The sequence below is a fragment of the Hymenobacter sp. CRA2 genome (assembly GCF_002007105.1).
GTDB lineage: Bacteria > Bacteroidota > Bacteroidia > Cytophagales > Hymenobacteraceae > Solirubrum.
In genome coordinates, this window is the sequence record NZ_MVBC01000002.1 from 102,543 (window position 1) to 121,099 (window position 18,557).

Below are 18,557 nucleotides of genomic sequence, written 5' to 3' on the forward strand. Positions count from 1 at the left end.
TTCTTTCTGGCAACCTCAACCTTGGACTCCTGCAGCAAGACGCTTGTGACGAATGTCACTTTTTTCCTTAGTAAAGCTCATTTTATCCCAACTGCCCGCCGCTGACATTTGACGCAGTTCCTTTCTTCACTCTTTTGGTAACGCCAATTGCCATGCAGTGCCCCGACCCCACGACGGCCGCCGAGCAGCTGACCGACCAGGACATCACCCGGGCCGTTGAGCTGCTGTTCCTGACCAAAAAAGGCGTGACTTCGCAACTGCTCGAAGTCGGTACCCGCGACGGCATCGTTGAGCTGGCCGGCTTGACCAATAACCTGCTCGCCCGCGAACGGGCCGAAGCCATTGCCAAGGAAGTGCGCGGGGTACGCGGGGTAGTCAATACCATCGTCGTGCGCACCCAGCCCGTGTCTGATGCCGAACTACTACGTGCCGTCCGGCAAACGTTGCAGGACCACGCGGTGACGGCCGATTACCCTATTCAGTGCCAGGTGCAGCAGGGCGCGGTGATGGTGACGGGCACCGTGCGCTCTTGGGCCGAGCAGCAGCTAGCGCTGCAACTGCTGAAAGGCATACGCGGCGTTCAGCAAGTGCACGACCAGCTGCTGGTGCAGCCGCAGCCCGGCCAGCCGCCGGCGCACCTGCTGCCCCGGCTACGGGCCCTGCTGGAGTGGGATGTGCGGCTGAAAAGCGACCTGGTAAGCCTGCGCCGCGACAACGCCACGGTGCACGTGTCGGGTACCGTGGGCACGCCGGCAGAACGCGAGCAGGTCATTGGCTTGGCCTACGCGGCCGGGGCTGCCCACGTCGAGGCCGATAACCTGGCCGTGGCCGACTGGGCGCGAGACAAGCAGCTGCGGCTGCAGCGTTTCGTCCCGAAGGCCGACGCCGACATCGAGCGAGCCGTGCGGGATGTGCTGCACCTGGATGCGCGGGTGCAGCCTTTCGCGGCAACGGTAATTGTCAATGTACGCCACGGCCAGGTCACGCTGTTCGGCACCGTGGGGCATTTGCTGGCCCACGACGCGGCCGCGCAGGACGCCGGCAACGTCATCGGCGTGGTGGCAGTGCAGAACCTGCTGCAAATACGCGCCCACTACCTGGCCCCGGACGCCGTGACGCGGCAGCAGGTGGCCGCGGCCCTGGCCCGCGACGCCTACGTGGGGCACTACGCCTTCCTAGTGGCCGTGCACGATGGGAAAGTTCGCCTTGATGGCACCGTGCCCTCCTACGCCAACCAAGCGCGTGCTGCCGAGGTGGCGGCAGGAATCCGAGGCGTGGCCGCCGTGGAAAATTATGTCGCGGTGCAGCAGGCACCGCGGCCCGGGCAGCTGTTCCACGTTCCGGAGCCAGACGCTGCGCTGGCCGAGCGCATTCGCAGCCACTTCTTCTGGTCAGCGCGGCTACACGATCAGGAAATCAACGTGCAGGTGCGCGACGGGCAGGTGACACTCAGCGGCACCGCCGACACCCGCCTTGACCGGGAACAGGCCGCGGAAGAAGCGCTGCTGTGCGGGGCACGCGAGGTCCGCAACCACCTGCACCTGGCCTACGCACCCTGATACCGGGCTACCTGCTCCGCTAGCCCTCCGCCGTTCCTTTTGGCACGGCCGGCAGGATAGGCTTACCCTGTCTACTTTGTTTTCTTCGCAATGAAAGCTCCCTTGCCTTCTCCCAGACGAAGGGCCGCAGCCGAACGCGCGGCCACGTCCCCTCGCTTCCCCGGCTGCACCGCGTACCCGCCCTCGGGGAAGCAGCATCTGTTCCGGCCGGATGAGCCTACGCCTCTGGACGACCTACTCACCGAAGCCGAGGGCCTGGCGCGCAACGCGCACCTGCTGGGACCCTATGCCGGCTCGTTTTAACCTTGTCATTTCCTGACCATGACTACGCCCGCCCTTGTGGTACTGACCGATTTTCTGGCGGTGTCCAACCAGGCATTGGCTTACGCCGCTGCCTTGGCCGGGCCGCTGCAGGCGCACCTGGTGTTGCTGCACGTGCGCCACGACGGCCTGCTCGCCCCGGAGGCTTACCACCACCGCGGCAGCGAGCAGCAGACCCGACAGGCCCTGCAGCAGCTGGCGGCCAGTCAGCCCGTGCCAGCGCAGGTAGAAATCTCCGACGGTTATCTCCCGGAGGCGGTGGCCGACGCCGTGCGCCACCACCAGCCCCGGCTGCTGGTGCTGGGGCGGCCCGGTACGGCCACCATGCCCGAGGAGATAGTGGCCAGTGCCGCCCTCGACCTGCTGCGCCACGTACCCTACCCGCTGCTCATCGTGCCCACCGTGGGCTGGCAATGCACCTTGCCCAAGCGGCTGCTGCTGGCCGTCGACGGGGAGCCGTTTGCTCTGTGTGGCGAGCCTACCATCGTGCAGGATCTGCTGGACAAGCTGGCAGCCGAACTAACGGTGCTCCACGTCACCGACCGGAAAGATCCGGGCGCCACGGCCGGGCACCACGCCCTGCAATCGGTGCGGCGCAGCGGCCTGGCCGAGCTGCCCGCCGCCTACCACCCGCGCATCGTGTACCATGCGCGCGCCGCCGAAGGCATCCTGGAAGGCGCGGCCGAAACCGACGCCGACTTGCTGGTGCTGGTCGCGCGCCGGCACAGCCTACTCGGTAGCCTGTTTCACCGCAGCGTCACGGCCCAGCTGATTGGGCAGAGCACGTTGCCGCTGCTGCTACTGCCGGCACTGGACTAAGTTCAGCCGGGCCACAAAGCCGGCTGCCATTCCTGCAGGTCAGGAATTAGGCCTGCTCGCCTCTCGCATAATGCGCCCGTCTTCCATCTCGATGATGCGGTGGGTTTTGGCCGCAAACGCCGGGTCGTGGGTGACGATGAGCAGGGCCTGTTGGTGGGCCTGGGCCAGCTCCTGAAAGATGTCGAACACCACCCCGGAGTTCTTTTTATCGAGGTTGCCGGTGGGCTCGTCGCCCATGATGATGAGCGGGTCGTTGATCAAGGCCCGGGCAATGGCCACGCGCTGCTTCTGCCCGCCCGACAGCTGGTAGGGCATTTTCCGGGCTTCGTCGGCGATGCCCAGCAGGCGCAGCTTCTCGTAGGCCCGGTGCTCCAATTCCTGAGGGCTGAGCCGACCGAGCTTCTGGCCGGGCAGCATTACGTTGCGCAGCACCGAAAACTCGTTGAGCAGGTAGTGAAACTGGAAGACGAAGCCGATTTGCTCGTTGCGCACCCGCGCCAGCTCGGCTTCGGTTTTGCCGCCCATCACCGCCCCGTCGAGCAGCAGCGTGCCCTCGTAGTCGGTGTCCATGGTCGAGAGGATGTAGAGCAGCGTGGATTTGCCGCAGCCCGATTTGCCCACGATGGAAGCAAACTCCCCGCGGCCGAGCCCGAAGCTGATGTCGCGCAGTACCTGCACCCGTACCGGATCGGCGAAATACTTCGTGATGTTGCGGGCTTCCAGGATGGGCGTGCTCATCTTACTTGCCGCGGATAATGATGACGGGGTCGATGCGGCTGGCTTTGCGGGCCGGGAAATACCCCGCCAGCAGGCTCGTCGCCAGCGAGAAGACGCCGCCGATGAGGTAAAAGGCCGGGTTGTAGTCGATGGGATAGGTATGCACGGCGGGCAGGGAGGTGGCCTCAAACGGCAGTTGCCCGATAACGGCCGACAAGCTCAGCCCGCAGAGCAGGCCCACCACCCCGCCGAATACCCCGATGGCGGCGGCCACCAGGAGGAACACCCGCCGCACGTCGCGGCCCGAAAAGCCCACTGCTTTGAGGATGGCAATGGTGTCCATTTTCTCGTAGATCATCATGTTCAGAATGTTGTAAATGCCGAAGCCGGCTACCGTCAGCAGCGTGATGCCCACGGCGTAGGAAATCAGGGTGCGGATAAAGGTGCCGGTTTCAAACTCCGCGTTGGCCGTCTGAATGTCCAGGGCCTGCACTTCGTACAGCCGCCGGTACTCCCGGGCCACGGCCGGGGCCTGGGCCAAATCGTGCAGCTTGACCTGCAAGTCCGTGACGTAGGTATTGGACTCGCCCAGCAGCTTCTGCGCGGTGGCCAGGGAGGTGTAGCTCTGCACCTTGTCGATGTCGAGCAGACCCGACTGAAACAGCCCGACGACCTTGAGCTGCACCTGCTCGCCCCGGCTGGTGGTCAGCTGCACCACGTCCCCGACGCCCACCAGCATGAGGTCGGCGGCGCCCTTGCCCAGCACGATGCTGTTGGGCACCGTTCGCAGGCCCTGGTAGTGGCCGGCCACCACGTAGTCGGCGAAGGCAAAGAGGGCGGCCTCCTGCTCCACCTCGATACCGCTGATGGTGCCGTTCAGTGTGAGCGTGCCCACGTTATAGAACACCTGGGTTTGCACCTTGGGCGCCACGCCCCGCACGCGCGGGTCGCGGCGGATGGCAGCCATGACGGCGGCGCTGTTGCGGATGCGCGGCAGCTCGCGGCGGGGCTTGATGGAGCGGATGAAATTATGCTGCCGCCGGTGGCGGGTGTAGCGGTCGATAGGCTGCCGGGAGGCCGGCTTCAGCTCGTTGTAGAGGCGCACGTGGGGCGTGCGGTAGAGCACCAACCCGTCGAGCATCTGGTTGAGCCCCGACATAAAGCTGAGCAGGGCAATGAACATGGTGACGCTGAACGTGACGCCGGTGGCGGCCACCAGCGTCTGCCGCCCACGCGCCCGCAGCAAGGACAGCGCCACGTCGATGAGCAGCGGCATAGTCATGGCGCAGGCAGAGTTAGCTCGTCGTCGGGCTTGAGTCCTGCCCGGATTTCCACCATCTGATAGTCACGCAGGCCGGTTGTTACCCGGCGGGGCTGCCCGTCGCGGCCGAGCACCGTGGAGTCGTTCAGCAGCGCGCGGCGGGGAATGAGCAGGGCGCGGGCCCGGCGGCGCAGCACGATGCTGGCCTCGAAGCTCAGCTGCGGGTAGAGCACCGGCGGCTGGCGCACAAATGTGGCCTCCACCACGAAGGACTTGCTGGCGGGGTTCATCACCGGCTGCACGGTGCTGACGCGGGCCTCGAACACCTGCTCCGGGTAGCTGTCCAGCGTCACCAGCACCGGCTGGCCCGGCCGCACGCGCACGATGTCGGCCTCGTCGACCTGCATTTCCAGCACGTAGCGTCGGGTTTCGCCAAGCAGTGCCAACGGCGTCTGGGGGCCGACGGCCTCGCCGGCCTTGGGGTAGAGGCGGTACACCACGCCCCGCACGCGGCTGCGCAGCACAAAGTCGCTGGCTTGCTGCCGGGCAATGCGCAGGTTGGTGCGCGCCTGGCGAGCTGCGAAGTCCAGCTTCTGCTGCAGCGTACCGTAGCGGGCCACGGCCGCCGCGTAGGCCGTGCGGGAGCCGGCATAGGACAGTTCGCGCTGTTCCAGGGCCTGCCTGGTGCCGATGGCCTGGGCCCACAGCCGGCGCTGCCGGGTGAGCTGGAGCAGCTCGTTCTGCATGGTGCGGCGCTGCAGGGCCACCTGCGCCCGGGCCTCGCGCAGCTGGTCCTGGTTGGCCTCCAGGGCAGCGTAGCGGGCGGCCAACGCGGCATTTTCCTCGTTGAGGCGCACGCCCTCGCTGGCAATGCTTAGCAAAGGCGTGCCCACCTGCACGGAGTCGCCTTCGCGCACGTACACCGTCTTTACCACGCCGCTCGCGCTGGCAAACGCCTGGTACTGCCCGGCGCTCTTGACGTTGCCGGTCGCATACACGCACTCGGAAATGGCCGAAATCACCGGCCGCACCACTTCGCCCCGCCCCCGACAGCTGCCCAATAGTACCAGCACCATCAGGCCGCCAAGCCACCAAGTGAATAATGCTGCTCGACCGATGGCCCGAGCGCCACCCGCGGCGTGCCCTTTCCCCTGCCTGCCGGTGGCGTGGTACAGCGACAGGGTCCACCCGAGCATCATAGCGAACGACATCTAGGCACGAAAACAACCAGGGGACTACTCGCCCGCCTGCGGGAGGGTGAGCGAATGGGCAATGAGTTGAAGCAAGCCGGGAGGCGCCTTGTAAAAAGGCTCCGCAACTGATTTACTGAGCGTCGGCCGTGCCCTGCCGCTGCGGCCGGCCCAGCCGCAACAGGTAGCCTGCTTGCAGCACCACGCCGGTAGCATAAACCCGCGGCGCGGCCTCCGCGGCGGTGGCGTCGAAAATCTGAGTGAAGCTGCGGTAGTAACGCACGTTGAGTGTCCAATGCTTGGGGGCTCGGTAGCCCAGGCCCGCCACGCCACTCACGCACAGCGGCGTCATCTGCTGCCGGCCGCTAAACGCAAGATGCTCCTGCTGCACCGGCGCCTGGCTGGCAAATTCAGTGGTGCGCTGCTCGTCAGTGCTGGCCTGCAGCAGATAGTCCAGCTGCGGTCCGATTTCCATAAACACCCGCGAGGTATTGATCTGCAGCAACACCGGCAGGCTCAGGTAGGTCAGCATGCGGTTTTGGCGGTATGAATACGCGGCGGTGCCGTCGGGCAGGGCGGCCGTTTGCGTCACGCGCTGGCGGTAGCCGGTGCGGGTTACCAGCAGCTCGGGCTGCAGACTGGCTTCGTTGCGGGCAGTCAGCGGTATCTGCAGGGCCAATCCTTCACTGAAACCGGGGCAGACGCGCTGCTGGGTGCGAAAGTCGGGGCCGTGCAGCCCGGTCACGTCGCCGGCCAGCCCGGCCAGGGAGAAGCCGGTTTTGGGCCCCAGGCACACGCCGCGGGCCGTTTGCGCTTGAGCGCCCGTTCCGGCTAGGCAGAGCAGGGCGGCTAACCCAGCTGCGCCCAGCCCCTTGCCCGGCCGGCAGCGCCACCGGTGGGCGGCCAGCCTTCCGGCCGAAAGGACAACGCACGATGCCGGTTCAGCCTGGGGGGACGGCTCACTTTTACGGGGTATAGGTTCAGGGTCCATGAGTCTGCGTGGTTGATTGAAACTGACCTAAGTAGCAACCCTGCACCCCCGCGCACACGATGAGGAACGTTTTGCCATCTAATGACTTATATCATTACCGATACGATACTCAGGCGCAGCCCAAAGCCGTTTGCTCGTTCAAAAAAGCGTCATGCTGAGCGAAGAGCAGGCGTTAGTCCGCGAGCTGTGTCGCCAAGGGCAGCATGACGTTCTTCTACAGCTCTACCCTCTCCGGCTTAATAACTCACGGCCGTGCCGCTGGTCGAGGACTGAGCGCCGCCCGCGCCTGCTTTTTCTGCTGCCGGCGCAGGTAGCCGCGTACCAGGACGTTGTGCTGCAGCGCCTCCATGCTGCGGCTGAAGCCCGCCGTGCCCTGCTCCACGTGCCGCATGCTCTGGCGCAGCTGCCGGCTGAAGGCCGTATCGGCCAGCAGGGTATTGAGCGGCCCTTTCTGGGTTTGTACTTGGCGCTTCAGCCCGGTCAGGGTGGCGGCCAGCGTATCGGAGGTGCCGGCCAGCTGGCGGGTGGCGTGGCCGAGGCGGCCGGCAAAGGTGGTATCAGTGAGCAGGTAACCGGCTACGCCTCGCCCCTGCCGGACCCCGCTGGTGAGCTGCTCCACGTCGCGGGCGGCAGCATCGAGGCGGGCAGTGGCCCCGGCGATGCTGCTAAGGCTGCGGCGGGCGTCGGTGGCCAGCTGCTCGTCGTCGAGCAGCTGCCAGAGGGCGTCGCTGCCGTTGAGCTTTTGGGTTATCTGGCGTAGGTCCTGGGTGATGCCGATGAGGTTTTTGTTCGACACGTTTAGCGTGCTCAGCATTTCGTCGATGCCCACGGGCGCGCTGGTGGCCAGCCGGTCGCCGGGCTGCACCGCCGGGGCGGCGCCGGGCCGGGCTTCCAGGTTGATGATGGTGTTGCCCACCAGCCCGTCGGTGCCGATGGTGGCCACCGTGCTCCGGCGCACGTAGGGCTGCACGTCGCGGTTGAGGTTCATCGTCACCCGGATGGTGGAGTCGTTGATGATTTGAATCCGGCGCACGGTGCCCACCGGAATGCCGCCCAGGCGCACGTTGTTGCCCGCCAGCAGGCCCGACACGTTGCGGAAGTCGGCCTCCAGGGTCATGCTGCGGCTGAACAGGTTTTGCTGCCGCCCGAGCAAAAACAGCGTGATGACCAGGCAGGCTAGGCCGGCTAGCACGAACAAACCGAGGCGGACGTGGTGGGCGGCGGTACGTTGGGACATGGTAGGCAGAGGGCTAGGCAAAAAACTCGTGGATGCGCGGGTCAGGGCGGGCGGCTAACTCGGCGTAGCTTCCTTCGGCGTAGCAGCAGCCATCGAGCAGCAGGGCCACGCGGTCGGCGGTGAGGCGCACGCAGCTCATGTCATGGGCAATGATCAGGGCCGAGGCGTTGTACTTCTGCTGCACCTGGCGGATCAGGTGGCTGATTTCGCGCGAGGTCACCGGGTCGAGGCCGGTGGTGGGTTCGTCGTAGAGGATGATGTCGGGGCGCAGGATGAGGGTGCGGGCCAGGGCAATGCGCTTGCGCATGCCGCCCGACAGCTCGGCCGGCATCAAATCGGCGGTTTGGGCCAGGCCCACGTCGTCGAGCACCTGGCGCACCAGCGCGTCTTCCTCGGCGCGGCGATGCTGCAGCCAGTGGCGGCGCAGCGGGAAGAGCAGGTTTTCGCGCACGGTCATCGAGTCGTAGAGCGCGTTGCTCTGGAACAGGAAACCCACCCGCGCCCGTAGCTCGTCCATCTGCTGGTGGCTGAGGCCAGCCACGTCCTGGCCCAGCACCGTAATGCAGCCTCGATCAGGCAGCAGCAGCCCGATGATGCACTTGATTAGCACCGACTTGCCCGAGCCCGACTTGCCGAGTACCACTACGTTTTCGCCCCGGCGCAGCGCCAGCGAGAAGTCCCGCAGCACGTGGTTGTCGCCGAAGGACTTGTCGACGTGCTCCACCGTCAGCACCGTTTCGGCTGGGGCTGTCAGGGAGGTGGGGGTTATAGCCGACGGCGCAGCTGCACCCGGCGTTGCCGCAGCAGTCGGGGCCGGTTTGGACGTGAGGATAGGGCCGGGTAGCATGAGTAGCATCAGTTGAGGCCTAGCAGGCCGGTGATTTGCACGGCTACCAGGTCGAGGATGAAAATGACCAGCGACGAGACGACCACGGCCGAGTTGGCGGCCTGCCCCACGCCCTCGGTGCCCTTGTCGGCGTAGTAGCCCTTGTAGCAACCGATCAACCCCACCGCGAAGCCGAAGAAGAAGGTCTTCACGAAGGCCGGCAGCGCGTCACCGAAGGTCAGCCGGCCCAGAATGTTGTTGACGAACAAGGCCAGCGTGGTCACCCCGCGCATGTTCAGGCCGATGTAGGAGGCGTACAGGGCAATGGCGTCGGCCAGCAACGTCAGCATCGGCAGCATGAGCGTGGTAGCCAGCACCCGCGTTACCACCAGGTACTTAAAGGGGTTGGTGCCCGATACTTCCATGGCGTCAATCTGCTCCGTGACGCGCATGGAACCCAGCTCCGCCCCGATGCTGGAGCCGATTTTGCCGGCGAAAATCAGCGCGGTGATAATCGGGCCCATTTCGCGAATGATGGTCAGCCCCACCATGGCCGGAATCCACGACTCGGCCCCGAACTGCGCCATCGTCGGCCGGCTCTGCAGCGTGAGCACAATGCCCATGATGAAGCCCGTCACGCCCACCAGCGGCAGCGACTGGTAGCCCACCACGTAGCACTGGTACAGCCACTCCCCTACCTCGTAGCGGGGACGGAATCCGTCGCGGAAGAAGCGGCTGGCAAAGCGGGCTAAGCCGCCGGTCAGGGCCAGAATGGGATAGTTGGGCATAGTTACTGGTAGTCCCAGTCTTGCTAAATCAGGCCAGCACGGCCACGGCCGGCGCTTTTGCCGCCGCCAGGGCCTGCTCGGCCTCGGCCATGTTGCGCATGCCGGTCAGCAGCGCGTCGGGCGTGAAGGAAATGCTGTCGATGCCCTGCTCCACCAGGAAGCGGGCGAAGTCGGGGTAGTCGCTGGGGGCCTGTCCGCAGAGGCCGATGGGCCGGCCGCTGGCGTGGGCCGCGCGAATCACCTGGGCCAGCAGCTGCTTGACGGCCGGGTTCCGCTCATCGAAGAGGGAACTGACGATGGCTGAGTCGCGGTCTAGGCCCAGGGTGAGCTGGGTCAGGTCGTTGGAGCCGATGCTGAAGCCGTCGAACACCTCGGCAAATTCGGCGGCCAGAATGACGTTGCTTGGAATTTCGGCCATCACGTAGACTTCCAGCCCGTCGGCACCGCGCGGCAGCCCGAACTCCTGCATCAGCGCCACCACCGTGCGGCCCTCTTCCACCGTGCGGCAGAAGGGAATCATGGCTTTCACGTTGGTCAGGCCCAGGTCGTGGTGCACCCGGTGCAGGGCCTGGCATTCCAGCCGAAACCCTTCGCGGTACTGCGGGCTGTAGTAGCGCGAGGCGCCGCGGAAGCCGAGCATGGGGTTTTCCTCCTGGGGCTCGAAGGGCCGGCCGCCGAGCAGGTTGGCGTACTCGTTGGTCTTGAAGTCGCTCAGGCGCACAATCACCGGGCGCGGGTAAAAGCAGGCCGCCACGAAGGCTATGGCCTGGCTGAGCTGGTCGACGAAGTACTCCGGCTTGCTGGCGTAGCGCACCGTCAGCCGCTCGATTTCCGCCCGTTCGGCCGCGTCGGTCACCCGCGCGAAGTCGACCAGGGCCATGGGGTGAATGCGGATGGCGTTGTTGATGATGAACTCCATGCGCAGCAGTCCCACGCCCTGACTGGGGTAGCGGGCCAGGGTCAGGGCCCGGTCGGGGTCGGCCAGGATGAGCATGGGCTTGGTGCTGGGCCGGGGCACGGTTGCCAGGTCGATTTCCGTTTCCGTCCAGGCCAGACGGCCGGCGTATACCCGGCCCTCGTCGCCCTCGGCGCAGGATACGGTGATGAGCTGCCCGTCCTGAATCTTCTCGGTCGCATCGTGGGTGCCCACCACGGCCGACACGCCCAGCTCGCGCGCCACGATGGCCGCGTGGCTGGTGCGCCCGCCCCGGTTCGTGACGATGACTGAGGCCTTTTTGAGCACTACGTTCCAGTCGGGGCTGGTGCTGTCGGCCACCAGGATGTCGCCGGGCTGCAGGCGATGGCCCTCGGCCGGCGAGGTAAGGATGCGCGCCACCCCGCAGGCAATCTGGCTGCCCACGGCCTTGCCCGCCGTCAGCACGGGCGTTTTTTCCGTCAGGCGGTACTCGTGCAAACGCAGCGCGTGGTGGCCGTGGTGGATGGTTTCGGGCCGGGCCTGCACGATGAACAGTTCCCCGGTCAGCCCGTCTTTGGCCCACTCCACGTCCATCGGCATGCCGTAGTGCTCCTCGATGAGCAGGCACCAATGGCCGAGCTGCTCGGCTTCGGCGGGGCTGAGCACGAAGGCCGCGCGCCGCTCGGCCGGCGTATCGGTGTTCTGCAAGCCGCCGCCCGCTTCGTTGGGCGCGTACACCATGGTCTGGGCTTTGTCGCCGAGGCGCTGGCGCACCAGGGCGCGCCCGCCCTGGCGCAGGGCGGGCTTGAAGAGGTAGAATTCGTCGGGGTTGACGGCCCCCTGCACCACGTTTTCGCCCAGGCCCCAGCTGCCGGTCAGGTAGATGAGCTGCTCGTGGCCGGTTTCGGGCTCGATGGTGAAGGCCACGCCGGCCGAGGCCAGGTCCGAGCGCACCATCAGCTGCACACCTGCCGACAGGGCCACGCGCAAGTGGTCGAAGCCCTGCTGCAGGCGGTACTTGATGGCCCGGTCGTTGAACAAGGACACGTAGCAGCGCTGCACGGCCGCCAGCACGGCCGATTCGCCGCGCACATTCAGGAAGGAGTCGTGCTGCCCGGCGAAGCTGGCGGTGGGTAAGTCTTCGGCGGTGGCACTGCTGCGCACGCCTACCTGCACGTCGGCGGGCCTACCGGCGCACAGCTGGCGGTAGGCAGTGCGTACGGCCTGCACTACGTCGGCGGGCAGCGCGGCGGCTTGCACCAGGGCCCGGGCTTCGGCGCCGGCCTGCTGCAGGCCCGCGAAGGTTTCAGGGTCGATGCGGGCCAGTAGCTCGGTGAGCGGCGCACGCAGGTGGTTGGCGTCCAGAAAGCGCCCGTAAGCGGCAGCCGTGGTGGCGAAGCCATCGGGCACGCGCACGCCCTGGGACGTGAGGCGGTTGTACAGCTCGCCCAGGGACGCATTCTTGCCGCCGACCACGGCTACATGTTCGTTGGTCAGCGCGCTAAAAGGCAGGGTAAGTGGGGTGTTCGGGCTCATAGATACGGGGAGAAAAGGGCGGGCAAGCAGGAGAAGTCCAGGATTAGTACAGCAGGCCATCAACCGCCGACGGCGGCGTAACCGGGTCTGGCTCGGCCGCGGCCGGCAACAGCAGTACCGGCACCGGGCAGCTGCGCGCCACGGCGGTGGCCAGGTGGCAGGGCAGCAGGCTGGCCAGGAAGCTGCGCGGCCGCGCCACCAGTACCAGCAGATCGGCCTGGGTATCGGCGGCGGCCTGCACCAGCCCCGCGCTGCGAGAGGCGTTCCGCAGCTGGTATGTGGAAAAGCCCACCGCCTCGCCAGGCAGCTCCCCGGCTTGGCGGGCCGTCTCCACCACACGGCGCATATTCCCACCCGGGCCGGCGGGTCCGGCCACGTGCACCACCGTGTATTCGGCCGGCAGCCCTTGCAGCAGGGCCAGCAGCCGCTGCGCGGCCGGGCTTAGGCGAAAGGCCTCGCCATCGAGGGCCAGGGCTACCTGACGCGGCAGGCTGGGGTCGAGGGCTGCGTCGGGCGGCACGAGCAGCAGCGGCAAGTGCGTGTCGCGCAGCACCGGCAGGGCGTAGTTGTAGAGCAGCTGGTCAATCAGGTCGTGCTCAGGAGCCAGACCCAGCACCAGCAGGTGCGGCGGTTGGCGGCGGATAAGGGCCTGTAGCGTATCGTGCAGCCCGCCGGCGGCCGGCTGCACCCGGGCCGGAGCGGGCAGCGTCCGGGCCAGTTCGGCCAAGGCTGCAGCCACGTCGTGCTGCTGCTGGTCCAGGTACTCGGCAGGCAGGGGCAGCATCCCGAACTCCGGCTCCACTACTGCCTCGGCTTCCAGGTACACCAGCCGTAGCTCGGCCCCGGTAGCCCCCGCCAGCAGCGCCGCGTAATACGCCGCCCGGTGTGCCCCGGGCGAGAGGTCGGTTAGGACAACGAAGATGGGTTTCATCTGTAAGGCTAGGTTAGAACAGTTTCAGCACACCGCGTTCAGGCCGCTGGCCCCGGTGCCCGCACCCGCAGCAGGTTGCGTACCGAGCCAGCTCCGCCTTCGTGGGCGCAGAGCGCGGCCGCCTGCCGGTCCAGCCAGGTATCCACCGTGCCCGTGAGGGTGGCCTGCCCGCGGCGCACCGCCACCGTTATGGGCTGGGTGGCCAGCAGCGGCGTCCAGGCCAGCTGCTGCTCGATGCGCTGCTGCAAGGTCGCGTTGGGGAGGTCGGAAGCCGGGGCGGCGGGGTCGTAGGCGAGGTAGCAGGCGTAATAATCGCTGCCCCCGGCCGTGGGCCACGCTGGCACCGTCAGGCCGTTGTCGACAGCTACTACCCCGCGCAGGCTGGCGGCTACCTCGGTGGCCCGCTGCTTTTCATAGTGCGAGTCCACCGTGCCGTACAGCCGCACCTGCCCATTGCAGGCCACCACTTCCAGCGCAAACCGCTGCAGGTACGGGTCGCGCAGCAAGGCGGCTTGCACGTGCACCTGTATGGAGGTGTCCGCTGCCGGCTGCCGGGGGCGCACCCGCAGGTAGTTGCTGACGCTTAGCACGCCCACGACGCCGAGCGCGTCTTGCTCGGCCGCCTGCCGGGCACGCAGGCTGTCCACGCAGCCCCGCAGCGTCACCTGCCCGTGCTGCACGTCGACTTCCGGCTCGTCGGAGCGTACCCGCAGGTCGTAAAAGAAACTGTCCCGAATGGCTTGCTGGATTTCTGCGTCGGCGCGGGGCGCGTGCTTGTCACCGCGCAAGGCGTCGTTGCGAGCGGCGGGGGCCACAAGCAGTCCGGCGGCCTCCACGGCCGCGGCGCCCACGCGCCAGGCCGCCCGCACCACGTCGCGCCGCTCCGCCGCGCTGCCCACGTACCCGCGCAGCACCAAGCCGGCTCCATCATCGGGCCGCACCTGCACCAGGGCGCTGTTGAGGCGCACATCCCAAGCCAGCAGTTCTTCAAGGGCGGCGGCCAGCTCGGCCCCGGAGGCAGCGGCATGCCCCAGGCCCGCCGGGGAGCGAAGGTGGTCCTCCACGGCGCGCACGCCCCGCACGCTTTTCACCACGTGCAGCACCAGGTCCTTGTCCGACCACGTCGGCACGTCACCCAGCACCATCACCCGGCCTTCGCGGGCGGTACAACTCACCTCGTAGTGGCAGGTAATAGCGTCCTGCAGTAGGGCCTCTTCCACGTCGCGGCGCAACGTCACGTCGGGCAGGTCGACCCAGGCGCGCACGTCGATGGTGTTGATGACGCCCCGCACCCCGCGCACGGCTTGGGCAATTTCCTCGGCCCGTTCGCGCGCCAGCAGGTGGTCCGCGTACCCGGACAACGTCACGATGCCCTGGGCGGTGCTGACGTCGACCCAGTGGGCTTTTATTCCACTTTTGATGGCCAGCAGACGTTCCACCGCGGCCGTGATGTCCGCATCTGCGAGGTCTGTTTCCCGTGCGAGGGTAGATACTAGGGTTGCCATGGCCGTTTCAGTGTGAAGACCCAGCCGGGTGGTTGTATTTACTACCCCAAAATGCTTGTTCTACAGCGCGTTTATCATGACGAAGCGCACCTTTATTGGTGATTTATATCACTGGGCTAAAGTGTAGCTCGACCATCGGTATCTACCTGGCTCAGGCGGTAGTATACAAGCAAAGTGACGTAGTATGCCAGGCTCGCATCTTGATACTAATAGTCACGGCGTTGGGTGGCTGGCTCCACTCCGAGCCGCCGTAGATATACAGGCCGGGTGTATTATCGGTCTGGTAAATGAACAGGCCCACGGCGTAGCTCTGGATGGCGTCGCGCTGGGTTTTAGTCAGCTGGGGCAGCAGGCCCTTGTTAGCAGTGCTCAGTTTTAGCAGGGCATCGGGGGCGGTGGTATCACTATCTACTAGGCCCTGAGCCTGGCCAGCGGCTAGCAGTAGGCCAGGCAGTACACCCGGCCAGGCGGCCGGAGCCCCCAGAATACGCCGGAAATATAGCGGCGGGCATAAGCAGAAACGACGGTAGAAAAGCAGCCGGATAGCGGAAGAACTTGGGAAATTGAAGGCACTGGTGGCTTGACCTGCCCTCCACCGACGAGCGGCGGACAAGCACGACCAAGGCGCACGAAAACCCGATGACTAGTTATTCGACTATCAGCCGCTGCGCTTGCTCGACGCCGCGCACCACATACACGCTGGCTATCGGTAGCATAACGAAGTTTATAGCTTTTTTTCCTACTCACTATTAGCCTCGGCTCACCTAACTTGCGTTAGCATCTCGCGCTAACCATTTTAGACACCAATCAGCATTCATGTCTGCCAATCCCCTGTTCGACCGCTGGCACGAAAACGACTTTTTCGGTATCGGTGACGACGACGCCCGTCGCGACCAGCTCCTGAAAGCTGTTGCTGATTTAGGCAAGATTTTCAAGAAGACGCCCAGCCAGATACGCTGCTACACGCTGGTAGCCCTCGATGCCCACATTGCGGAAGACAACGCCCTGCTGGCAGCTACCTATGAACTGATAAAGAAGCATTGGCCAGGAGCCGGCGGCAGGTTCAAAGGGACCATGCCCCGCCAAACGGTGCGGGGCGTCATGTTGAGCGCCCTGTACGAACGTGCCTCGGAAGACCTGACAGCGCTAAAAGTCCTGTACTACACTGCCAGCGGGTATTATCCTTTCACGGACTTCGGCGCGGAGAAGCCCGTTATTGACTTACTGCTGGAGGAGTTCGGTAGCAAGCTAGAAACCCAGGCTATTGCGGAATGGTCGTTGGATCAAGCTGGCTTTACGCCTCACATTGAGAAATTTCAATTCTCCCTCTCGCCTGCGGAGGTAGCAGTTGACAAAACGCAACTTGAAGTTTTGTTAAAAGAAGCCATTCACTCACTGCAACTTCAGGATAAGTACGGAACAATCCGCCCTCAAGACGAAGAGGGTACCGCATTTGGGTCAAAATCGGCTGCAGCCATTGGTAATGCCATCGAGGTAGCTATAAAATCCTCGGGCAAATCTCTTTCCACCGCCAGCTTCGAAGCAGAGCTAAACAGTTTCCTCGACTCGGTCAGCAAGGTTATAACCGATACATTAACCAAGTCACAGCAGGCCATGAAGGCGGTGGAGCGCCGTAGCCAACTATTGTGGTGGAAGGAGACGCTGTACTCCACCACGCTCCGCCGTAGCTACCGCGACCTAGATGTTGCGCTGCTGCCCGCCGTCATGGCCGTAGAGCTGGCGAAGCTGGTGCCCAACACCATTCCCGTGAGCGTGGACTATTTGCTGACTGATACGTACCGCGCCGTGGTGAGCGGCAAGCCCGCCCCCCAAACGCTGGCCGAGCTGGTGGCCCCCTTCGCCACCGCCGAGCACCGCACGGCCTTGCGCCAAGCGCTACCCCAGGAGATGACCGCCTGCGATGAGCGCACCACGCTTACCGCGTTCCTAACGCAGGTATTGCACCAGCGCGCCACCCCCGAGCAGCTGCAGGTCCGCACCGGCCTGCGCCCCGACCACCCCGCCGCTCCCGACCAGCTGGCCGTTATCCTACTCCACGACCTACTCACCGACCGTCTACTGTCTGCCCGCTCATGAGCACATGTTCTCAACCTTACTGCCACCCCGAAGAGTCGGGCTGCGCCGAAGAGGGCGGTGGCGACGGTGCTAAGTGTAAATTCCGTCGCAAGGTCTCCGAACCCACCGCAGCGGGTAAAGCCGCCGCAGCGGCCGCAAATGAAGAAGTTCACCTGTCGGCTGGCTTCCGCGTAAGCTGGACGGGTAGTCCATTGGGGGCGCAGGATATGCGGTTGCTCAAGGCCCGCTCGCAGGTGGTATGCATTGGGTTGGTGGGGGCCGACAACGCGGGCAAAACCACGTTTCTGGCGCTGCTCTACGCGCTGCTGCGCCAGGGCCAAGCTATTCCGGGCTACCGCTTTGCGGGCTCCTGTACGCTGCCCGGCTGGGAAGCCATTGCCAGCTCCCTCACATTTCGGGAAGATCGAACCGACATTCAGTTTCCGCCGCACACCAGCCGCAGCACCGGCCGCGACGAAGGCCGCGTACCGGGCCTGCTGCACTTGGTCCTTCGTCCGGACGACGCCCCGGCCGCCGTGCTCGACGTGGTATTCACAGACGCCCCCGGCGAGTGGTTCACCAACTGGGTTGTCCGGCACGAGGCCGACGCGGCGGCTGGGGCGCGCTGGGTGTACCAGCAGAGCCGCGCCTTCCTACTCTTCGCCGACCGAGAACGATTAACTGGTAGCCAACGCGGCCCAGCCCGTGGGGAACTTATGGATTTAGCCGACCGGCTCAAGCACGGGCTTGGCACCCGGCCGCTGGGACTAATGTGGACCAAAGCTGACCTGCCCAATGAACGCCCACAATTTTTGGAGGATATCAGCCAGCACCTGCAACACGATGCCGCGCGCCACTACCGCGAGTTTGAGGTGAGTGTGGAGCTAAGCGGAGCCGCTCAGTGGCACCCGCAGGTACTGGCCAGTGTGGCCTGGCTGCTGGACACACTTCGTCGCGAATCGGGTACACCGCCGCCCGTGCCTGTACCGGCCGCCACCGAGCAAGACCTATTTCTACTGCGCCGCCAAATAATCTGTTAATCCGGATGGCTCACCAACTTTTGATTCTGGGCGGACCGCACGTGGGCAAAACTCACTACGTAGGCCAGCTCTACCTGCGCCTTACCGACAAGCGCCGGGCTGCACAGTACGCCCTGCAAATGACCGTACCACCCACCGACCTAACGGCCATCAATCACATCATCCAGCGCCTACGCGAAGGGCGGTCGGCTGGGCACACTCCCAGTGGATTTAACGAGGTAATCAGCTTTACTGTGGCCGACCGGCAGGGACAACAGGTGGCGCTGACGTTCCCGGACTACGCCGGGGAGCAGGTGCAAAGCCTGGTCAGAAACTACCTCATCCCGCCGCGCTGGCAGGAAATGATTTCGCAGGCCAACGAATGGCTGCTGTTTATCCGGCCAGATGAGATAAAGCCGCTCGAAGACGTTACCAACCGCTCTCGTTCGCACTTGGTCGAGCAGCGCCCCCGGGCCAAAGAGGCGCTAGCGCAGGGGGAACTGTCGGCCCCGGCTTTTTACATCGAGTTGTTACAGATGCTACGCTAGGGGGCAGTCGGCTCTGTCGCGGGCCCAGGCACCGCGTCTGACCGTAGCCCTTACCTGCTGGGATATTCTACCCAACGTAGCTGAAGCGCCCCGCCCAGCCGACCAGTTGCGGAGTTGCCTGCCGTTTCTAGACGAATTTCTGACGGCCACCTGGGAGCCCGCCGCGCTGCGCATCCTGGGCCTCTCGTCCACCGAAACCACGCTCGACCCCGACATACCCAACGAAGATTTTGTGGATGGCCCTGAGATGAAAGGGTACGTGGTGCTGGCCGACGGTACGCACAGTTCCGACCTCACGCTGTTGGTGGCGCCCTGAA

General features: G+C 65.3%; 17 protein-coding genes. 7 read left to right on the top strand and 10 right to left on the bottom strand.

Annotation, left to right across the window (positions count from 1 at the left end; translation table 11 throughout):
- Window positions 1–152 precede the first annotated feature (152 nt).
- The 3 genes from B0919_RS04175 (at window position 153) to B0919_RS04185 (ending at window position 2,699) form a co-directional block, all read left to right on the top strand.
- The gene (locus tag B0919_RS04175; protein ID WP_078010966.1) at window positions 153–1,559 is read left to right on the top strand and encodes a BON domain-containing protein; all 1,407 of its coding nucleotides are present in this window, start codon (window positions 153–155) and stop codon (window positions 1,557–1,559) included.
- A gap of 90 nt (window positions 1,560–1,649) precedes the next feature.
- Window positions 1,650–1,862: a hypothetical protein gene (locus B0919_RS04180; protein WP_078010967.1), complete on the top strand. Its 213-nt coding sequence runs from the start codon at window positions 1,650–1,652 to the stop codon at window positions 1,860–1,862.
- Window positions 1,863–1,880: 18 nt separating this feature from the next.
- Complete coding sequence (locus B0919_RS04185) at window positions 1,881–2,699, top strand: universal stress protein (protein WP_078010968.1); 819 nt, start codon at window positions 1,881–1,883, stop codon at window positions 2,697–2,699.
- A 39-nt stretch (window positions 2,700–2,738) separates the two neighbouring features.
- Here B0919_RS04185 and B0919_RS04190 read toward each other — a convergent pair whose 3' ends face one another.
- From B0919_RS04190 to B0919_RS04235, 10 genes are all read right to left on the bottom strand, one after another.
- A complete protein-coding gene (locus B0919_RS04190) occupies window positions 2,739–3,437 on the bottom strand; it encodes an ABC transporter ATP-binding protein (protein ID WP_078010969.1) in 699 nt (232 codons plus the stop codon).
- A 1-nt stretch (window position 3,438) separates the two neighbouring features.
- Window positions 3,439–4,698, bottom strand: coding sequence for an ABC transporter permease (locus B0919_RS04195; protein WP_078010970.1), 1,260 nt, complete (start codon window positions 4,696–4,698; stop codon window positions 3,439–3,441).
- Window positions 4,695–5,888 (bottom strand): efflux RND transporter periplasmic adaptor subunit, encoded by a 1,194-nt coding sequence (locus B0919_RS04200; protein ID WP_078010971.1) that lies wholly within the window; start codon window positions 5,886–5,888, stop codon window positions 4,695–4,697. Before B0919_RS04200 ends, B0919_RS04195 begins: the two co-directional genes overlap by 4 nt.
- Before the next feature lie 112 nt (window positions 5,889–6,000).
- On the bottom strand, window positions 6,001–6,858 hold the full coding sequence (locus B0919_RS04205; protein WP_078010972.1) for a porin family protein: 858 nt from the start codon (window positions 6,856–6,858) through the stop codon (window positions 6,001–6,003).
- A 244-nt stretch (window positions 6,859–7,102) separates the two neighbouring features.
- Window positions 7,103–8,095: an MlaD family protein gene (locus B0919_RS04210; RefSeq protein WP_078010973.1), complete on the bottom strand. Its 993-nt coding sequence runs from the start codon at window positions 8,093–8,095 to the stop codon at window positions 7,103–7,105.
- Between the two features lie 13 nt (window positions 8,096–8,108).
- Window positions 8,109–8,942: an ABC transporter ATP-binding protein gene (locus B0919_RS04215; protein WP_078011384.1), complete on the bottom strand. Its 834-nt coding sequence runs from the start codon at window positions 8,940–8,942 to the stop codon at window positions 8,109–8,111.
- 8 nt (window positions 8,943–8,950) lie between these two features.
- Complete coding sequence (locus tag B0919_RS04220) at window positions 8,951–9,709, bottom strand: MlaE family ABC transporter permease (protein WP_078010974.1); 759 nt, start codon at window positions 9,707–9,709, stop codon at window positions 8,951–8,953.
- 28 nt (window positions 9,710–9,737) lie between these two features.
- A complete protein-coding gene (ppsA, locus tag B0919_RS04225; RefSeq protein WP_078010975.1) occupies window positions 9,738–12,161 on the bottom strand; it encodes a phosphoenolpyruvate synthase in 2,424 nt (807 codons plus the stop codon).
- A 43-nt stretch (window positions 12,162–12,204) separates the two neighbouring features.
- On the bottom strand, window positions 12,205–13,092 hold the full coding sequence (locus tag B0919_RS04230; protein WP_078010976.1) for a universal stress protein: 888 nt from the start codon (window positions 13,090–13,092) through the stop codon (window positions 12,205–12,207).
- 38 nt (window positions 13,093–13,130) lie between these two features.
- On the bottom strand, window positions 13,131–14,597 hold the full coding sequence (locus B0919_RS04235) for a BON domain-containing protein (protein ID WP_078010977.1): 1,467 nt from the start codon (window positions 14,595–14,597) through the stop codon (window positions 13,131–13,133).
- An 816-nt stretch (window positions 14,598–15,413) separates the two neighbouring features.
- Here B0919_RS04235 and B0919_RS04245 point away from each other — a divergent pair.
- The 4 genes from B0919_RS04245 to B0919_RS04260 are packed head-to-tail and all read left to right on the top strand — an operon-like array spanning window position 15,414 to window position 18,556.
- On the top strand, window positions 15,414–16,694 hold the full coding sequence (locus B0919_RS04245; RefSeq protein WP_078010979.1) for a GTPase-associated system all-helical protein GASH: 1,281 nt from the start codon (window positions 15,414–15,416) through the stop codon (window positions 16,692–16,694).
- Window positions 16,691–17,713 carry a TRAFAC clade GTPase domain-containing protein gene (locus tag B0919_RS04250; RefSeq protein WP_139361902.1) on the top strand — a complete coding sequence of 341 codons (1,023 nt, stop codon included), beginning with the start codon at window positions 16,691–16,693 and terminating at the stop codon, window positions 17,711–17,713. Before B0919_RS04245 ends, B0919_RS04250 begins: the two co-directional genes overlap by 4 nt.
- 5 nt (window positions 17,714–17,718) lie before the next feature.
- Window positions 17,719–18,240: a TRAFAC clade GTPase domain-containing protein gene (locus B0919_RS04255; RefSeq protein ID WP_139361903.1), complete on the top strand. Its 522-nt coding sequence runs from the start codon at window positions 17,719–17,721 to the stop codon at window positions 18,238–18,240.
- A gap of 13 nt (window positions 18,241–18,253) precedes the next feature.
- Window positions 18,254–18,556: a hypothetical protein gene (locus B0919_RS04260; RefSeq protein ID WP_262490541.1), complete on the top strand. Its 303-nt coding sequence runs from the start codon at window positions 18,254–18,256 to the stop codon at window positions 18,554–18,556.
- The last annotated feature ends 1 nt before the right edge of the window (window position 18,557 follow it).

Excerpts from the sequence above, each read along its gene's own strand:
- B0919_RS04205 (WP_078010972.1), bottom strand. The coding sequence starts at position 6,858 with ATGGACCCTGAACCTATACCCCGTAAAAGTGAGCCGTCCCCCCAGGCT.
- B0919_RS04210 (WP_078010973.1), bottom strand. The coding sequence starts at position 8,095 with ATGTCCCAACGTACCGCCGCCCACCACGTCCGCCTCGGTTTGTTCGTG.
- ppsA (WP_078010975.1), bottom strand. The coding sequence starts at position 12,161 with ATGAGCCCGAACACCCCACTTACCCTGCCTTTTAGCGCGCTGACCAAC.
- B0919_RS04180 (WP_078010967.1), top strand. The coding sequence starts at position 1,650 with ATGAAAGCTCCCTTGCCTTCTCCCAGACGAAGGGCCGCAGCCGAACGC.
- B0919_RS04175 (WP_078010966.1), top strand. The coding sequence starts at position 153 with ATGCAGTGCCCCGACCCCACGACGGCCGCCGAGCAGCTGACCGACCAG.
- B0919_RS04235 (WP_078010977.1), bottom strand. The coding sequence starts at position 14,597 with ATGGCAACCCTAGTATCTACCCTCGCACGGGAAACAGACCTCGCAGAT.
- B0919_RS04255 (WP_139361903.1), top strand. The coding sequence starts at position 17,719 with ATGGCTCACCAACTTTTGATTCTGGGCGGACCGCACGTGGGCAAAACT.
- B0919_RS04215 (WP_078011384.1), bottom strand. The coding sequence starts at position 8,942 with ATGCTACCCGGCCCTATCCTCACGTCCAAACCGGCCCCGACTGCTGCG.
- B0919_RS04230 (WP_078010976.1), bottom strand. The coding sequence starts at position 13,092 with ATGAAACCCATCTTCGTTGTCCTAACCGACCTCTCGCCCGGGGCACAC.
- B0919_RS04245 (WP_078010979.1), top strand. The coding sequence starts at position 15,414 with ATGTCTGCCAATCCCCTGTTCGACCGCTGGCACGAAAACGACTTTTTC.
- B0919_RS04200 (WP_078010971.1), bottom strand. The coding sequence starts at position 5,888 with ATGTCGTTCGCTATGATGCTCGGGTGGACCCTGTCGCTGTACCACGCC.
- B0919_RS04195 (WP_078010970.1), bottom strand. The coding sequence starts at position 4,698 with ATGACTATGCCGCTGCTCATCGACGTGGCGCTGTCCTTGCTGCGGGCG.
- B0919_RS04190 (WP_078010969.1), bottom strand. The coding sequence starts at position 3,437 with ATGAGCACGCCCATCCTGGAAGCCCGCAACATCACGAAGTATTTCGCC.
- B0919_RS04220 (WP_078010974.1), bottom strand. The coding sequence starts at position 9,709 with ATGCCCAACTATCCCATTCTGGCCCTGACCGGCGGCTTAGCCCGCTTT.
- B0919_RS04250 (WP_139361902.1), top strand. The coding sequence starts at position 16,691 with ATGAGCACATGTTCTCAACCTTACTGCCACCCCGAAGAGTCGGGCTGC.
- B0919_RS04185 (WP_078010968.1), top strand. The coding sequence starts at position 1,881 with ATGACTACGCCCGCCCTTGTGGTACTGACCGATTTTCTGGCGGTGTCC.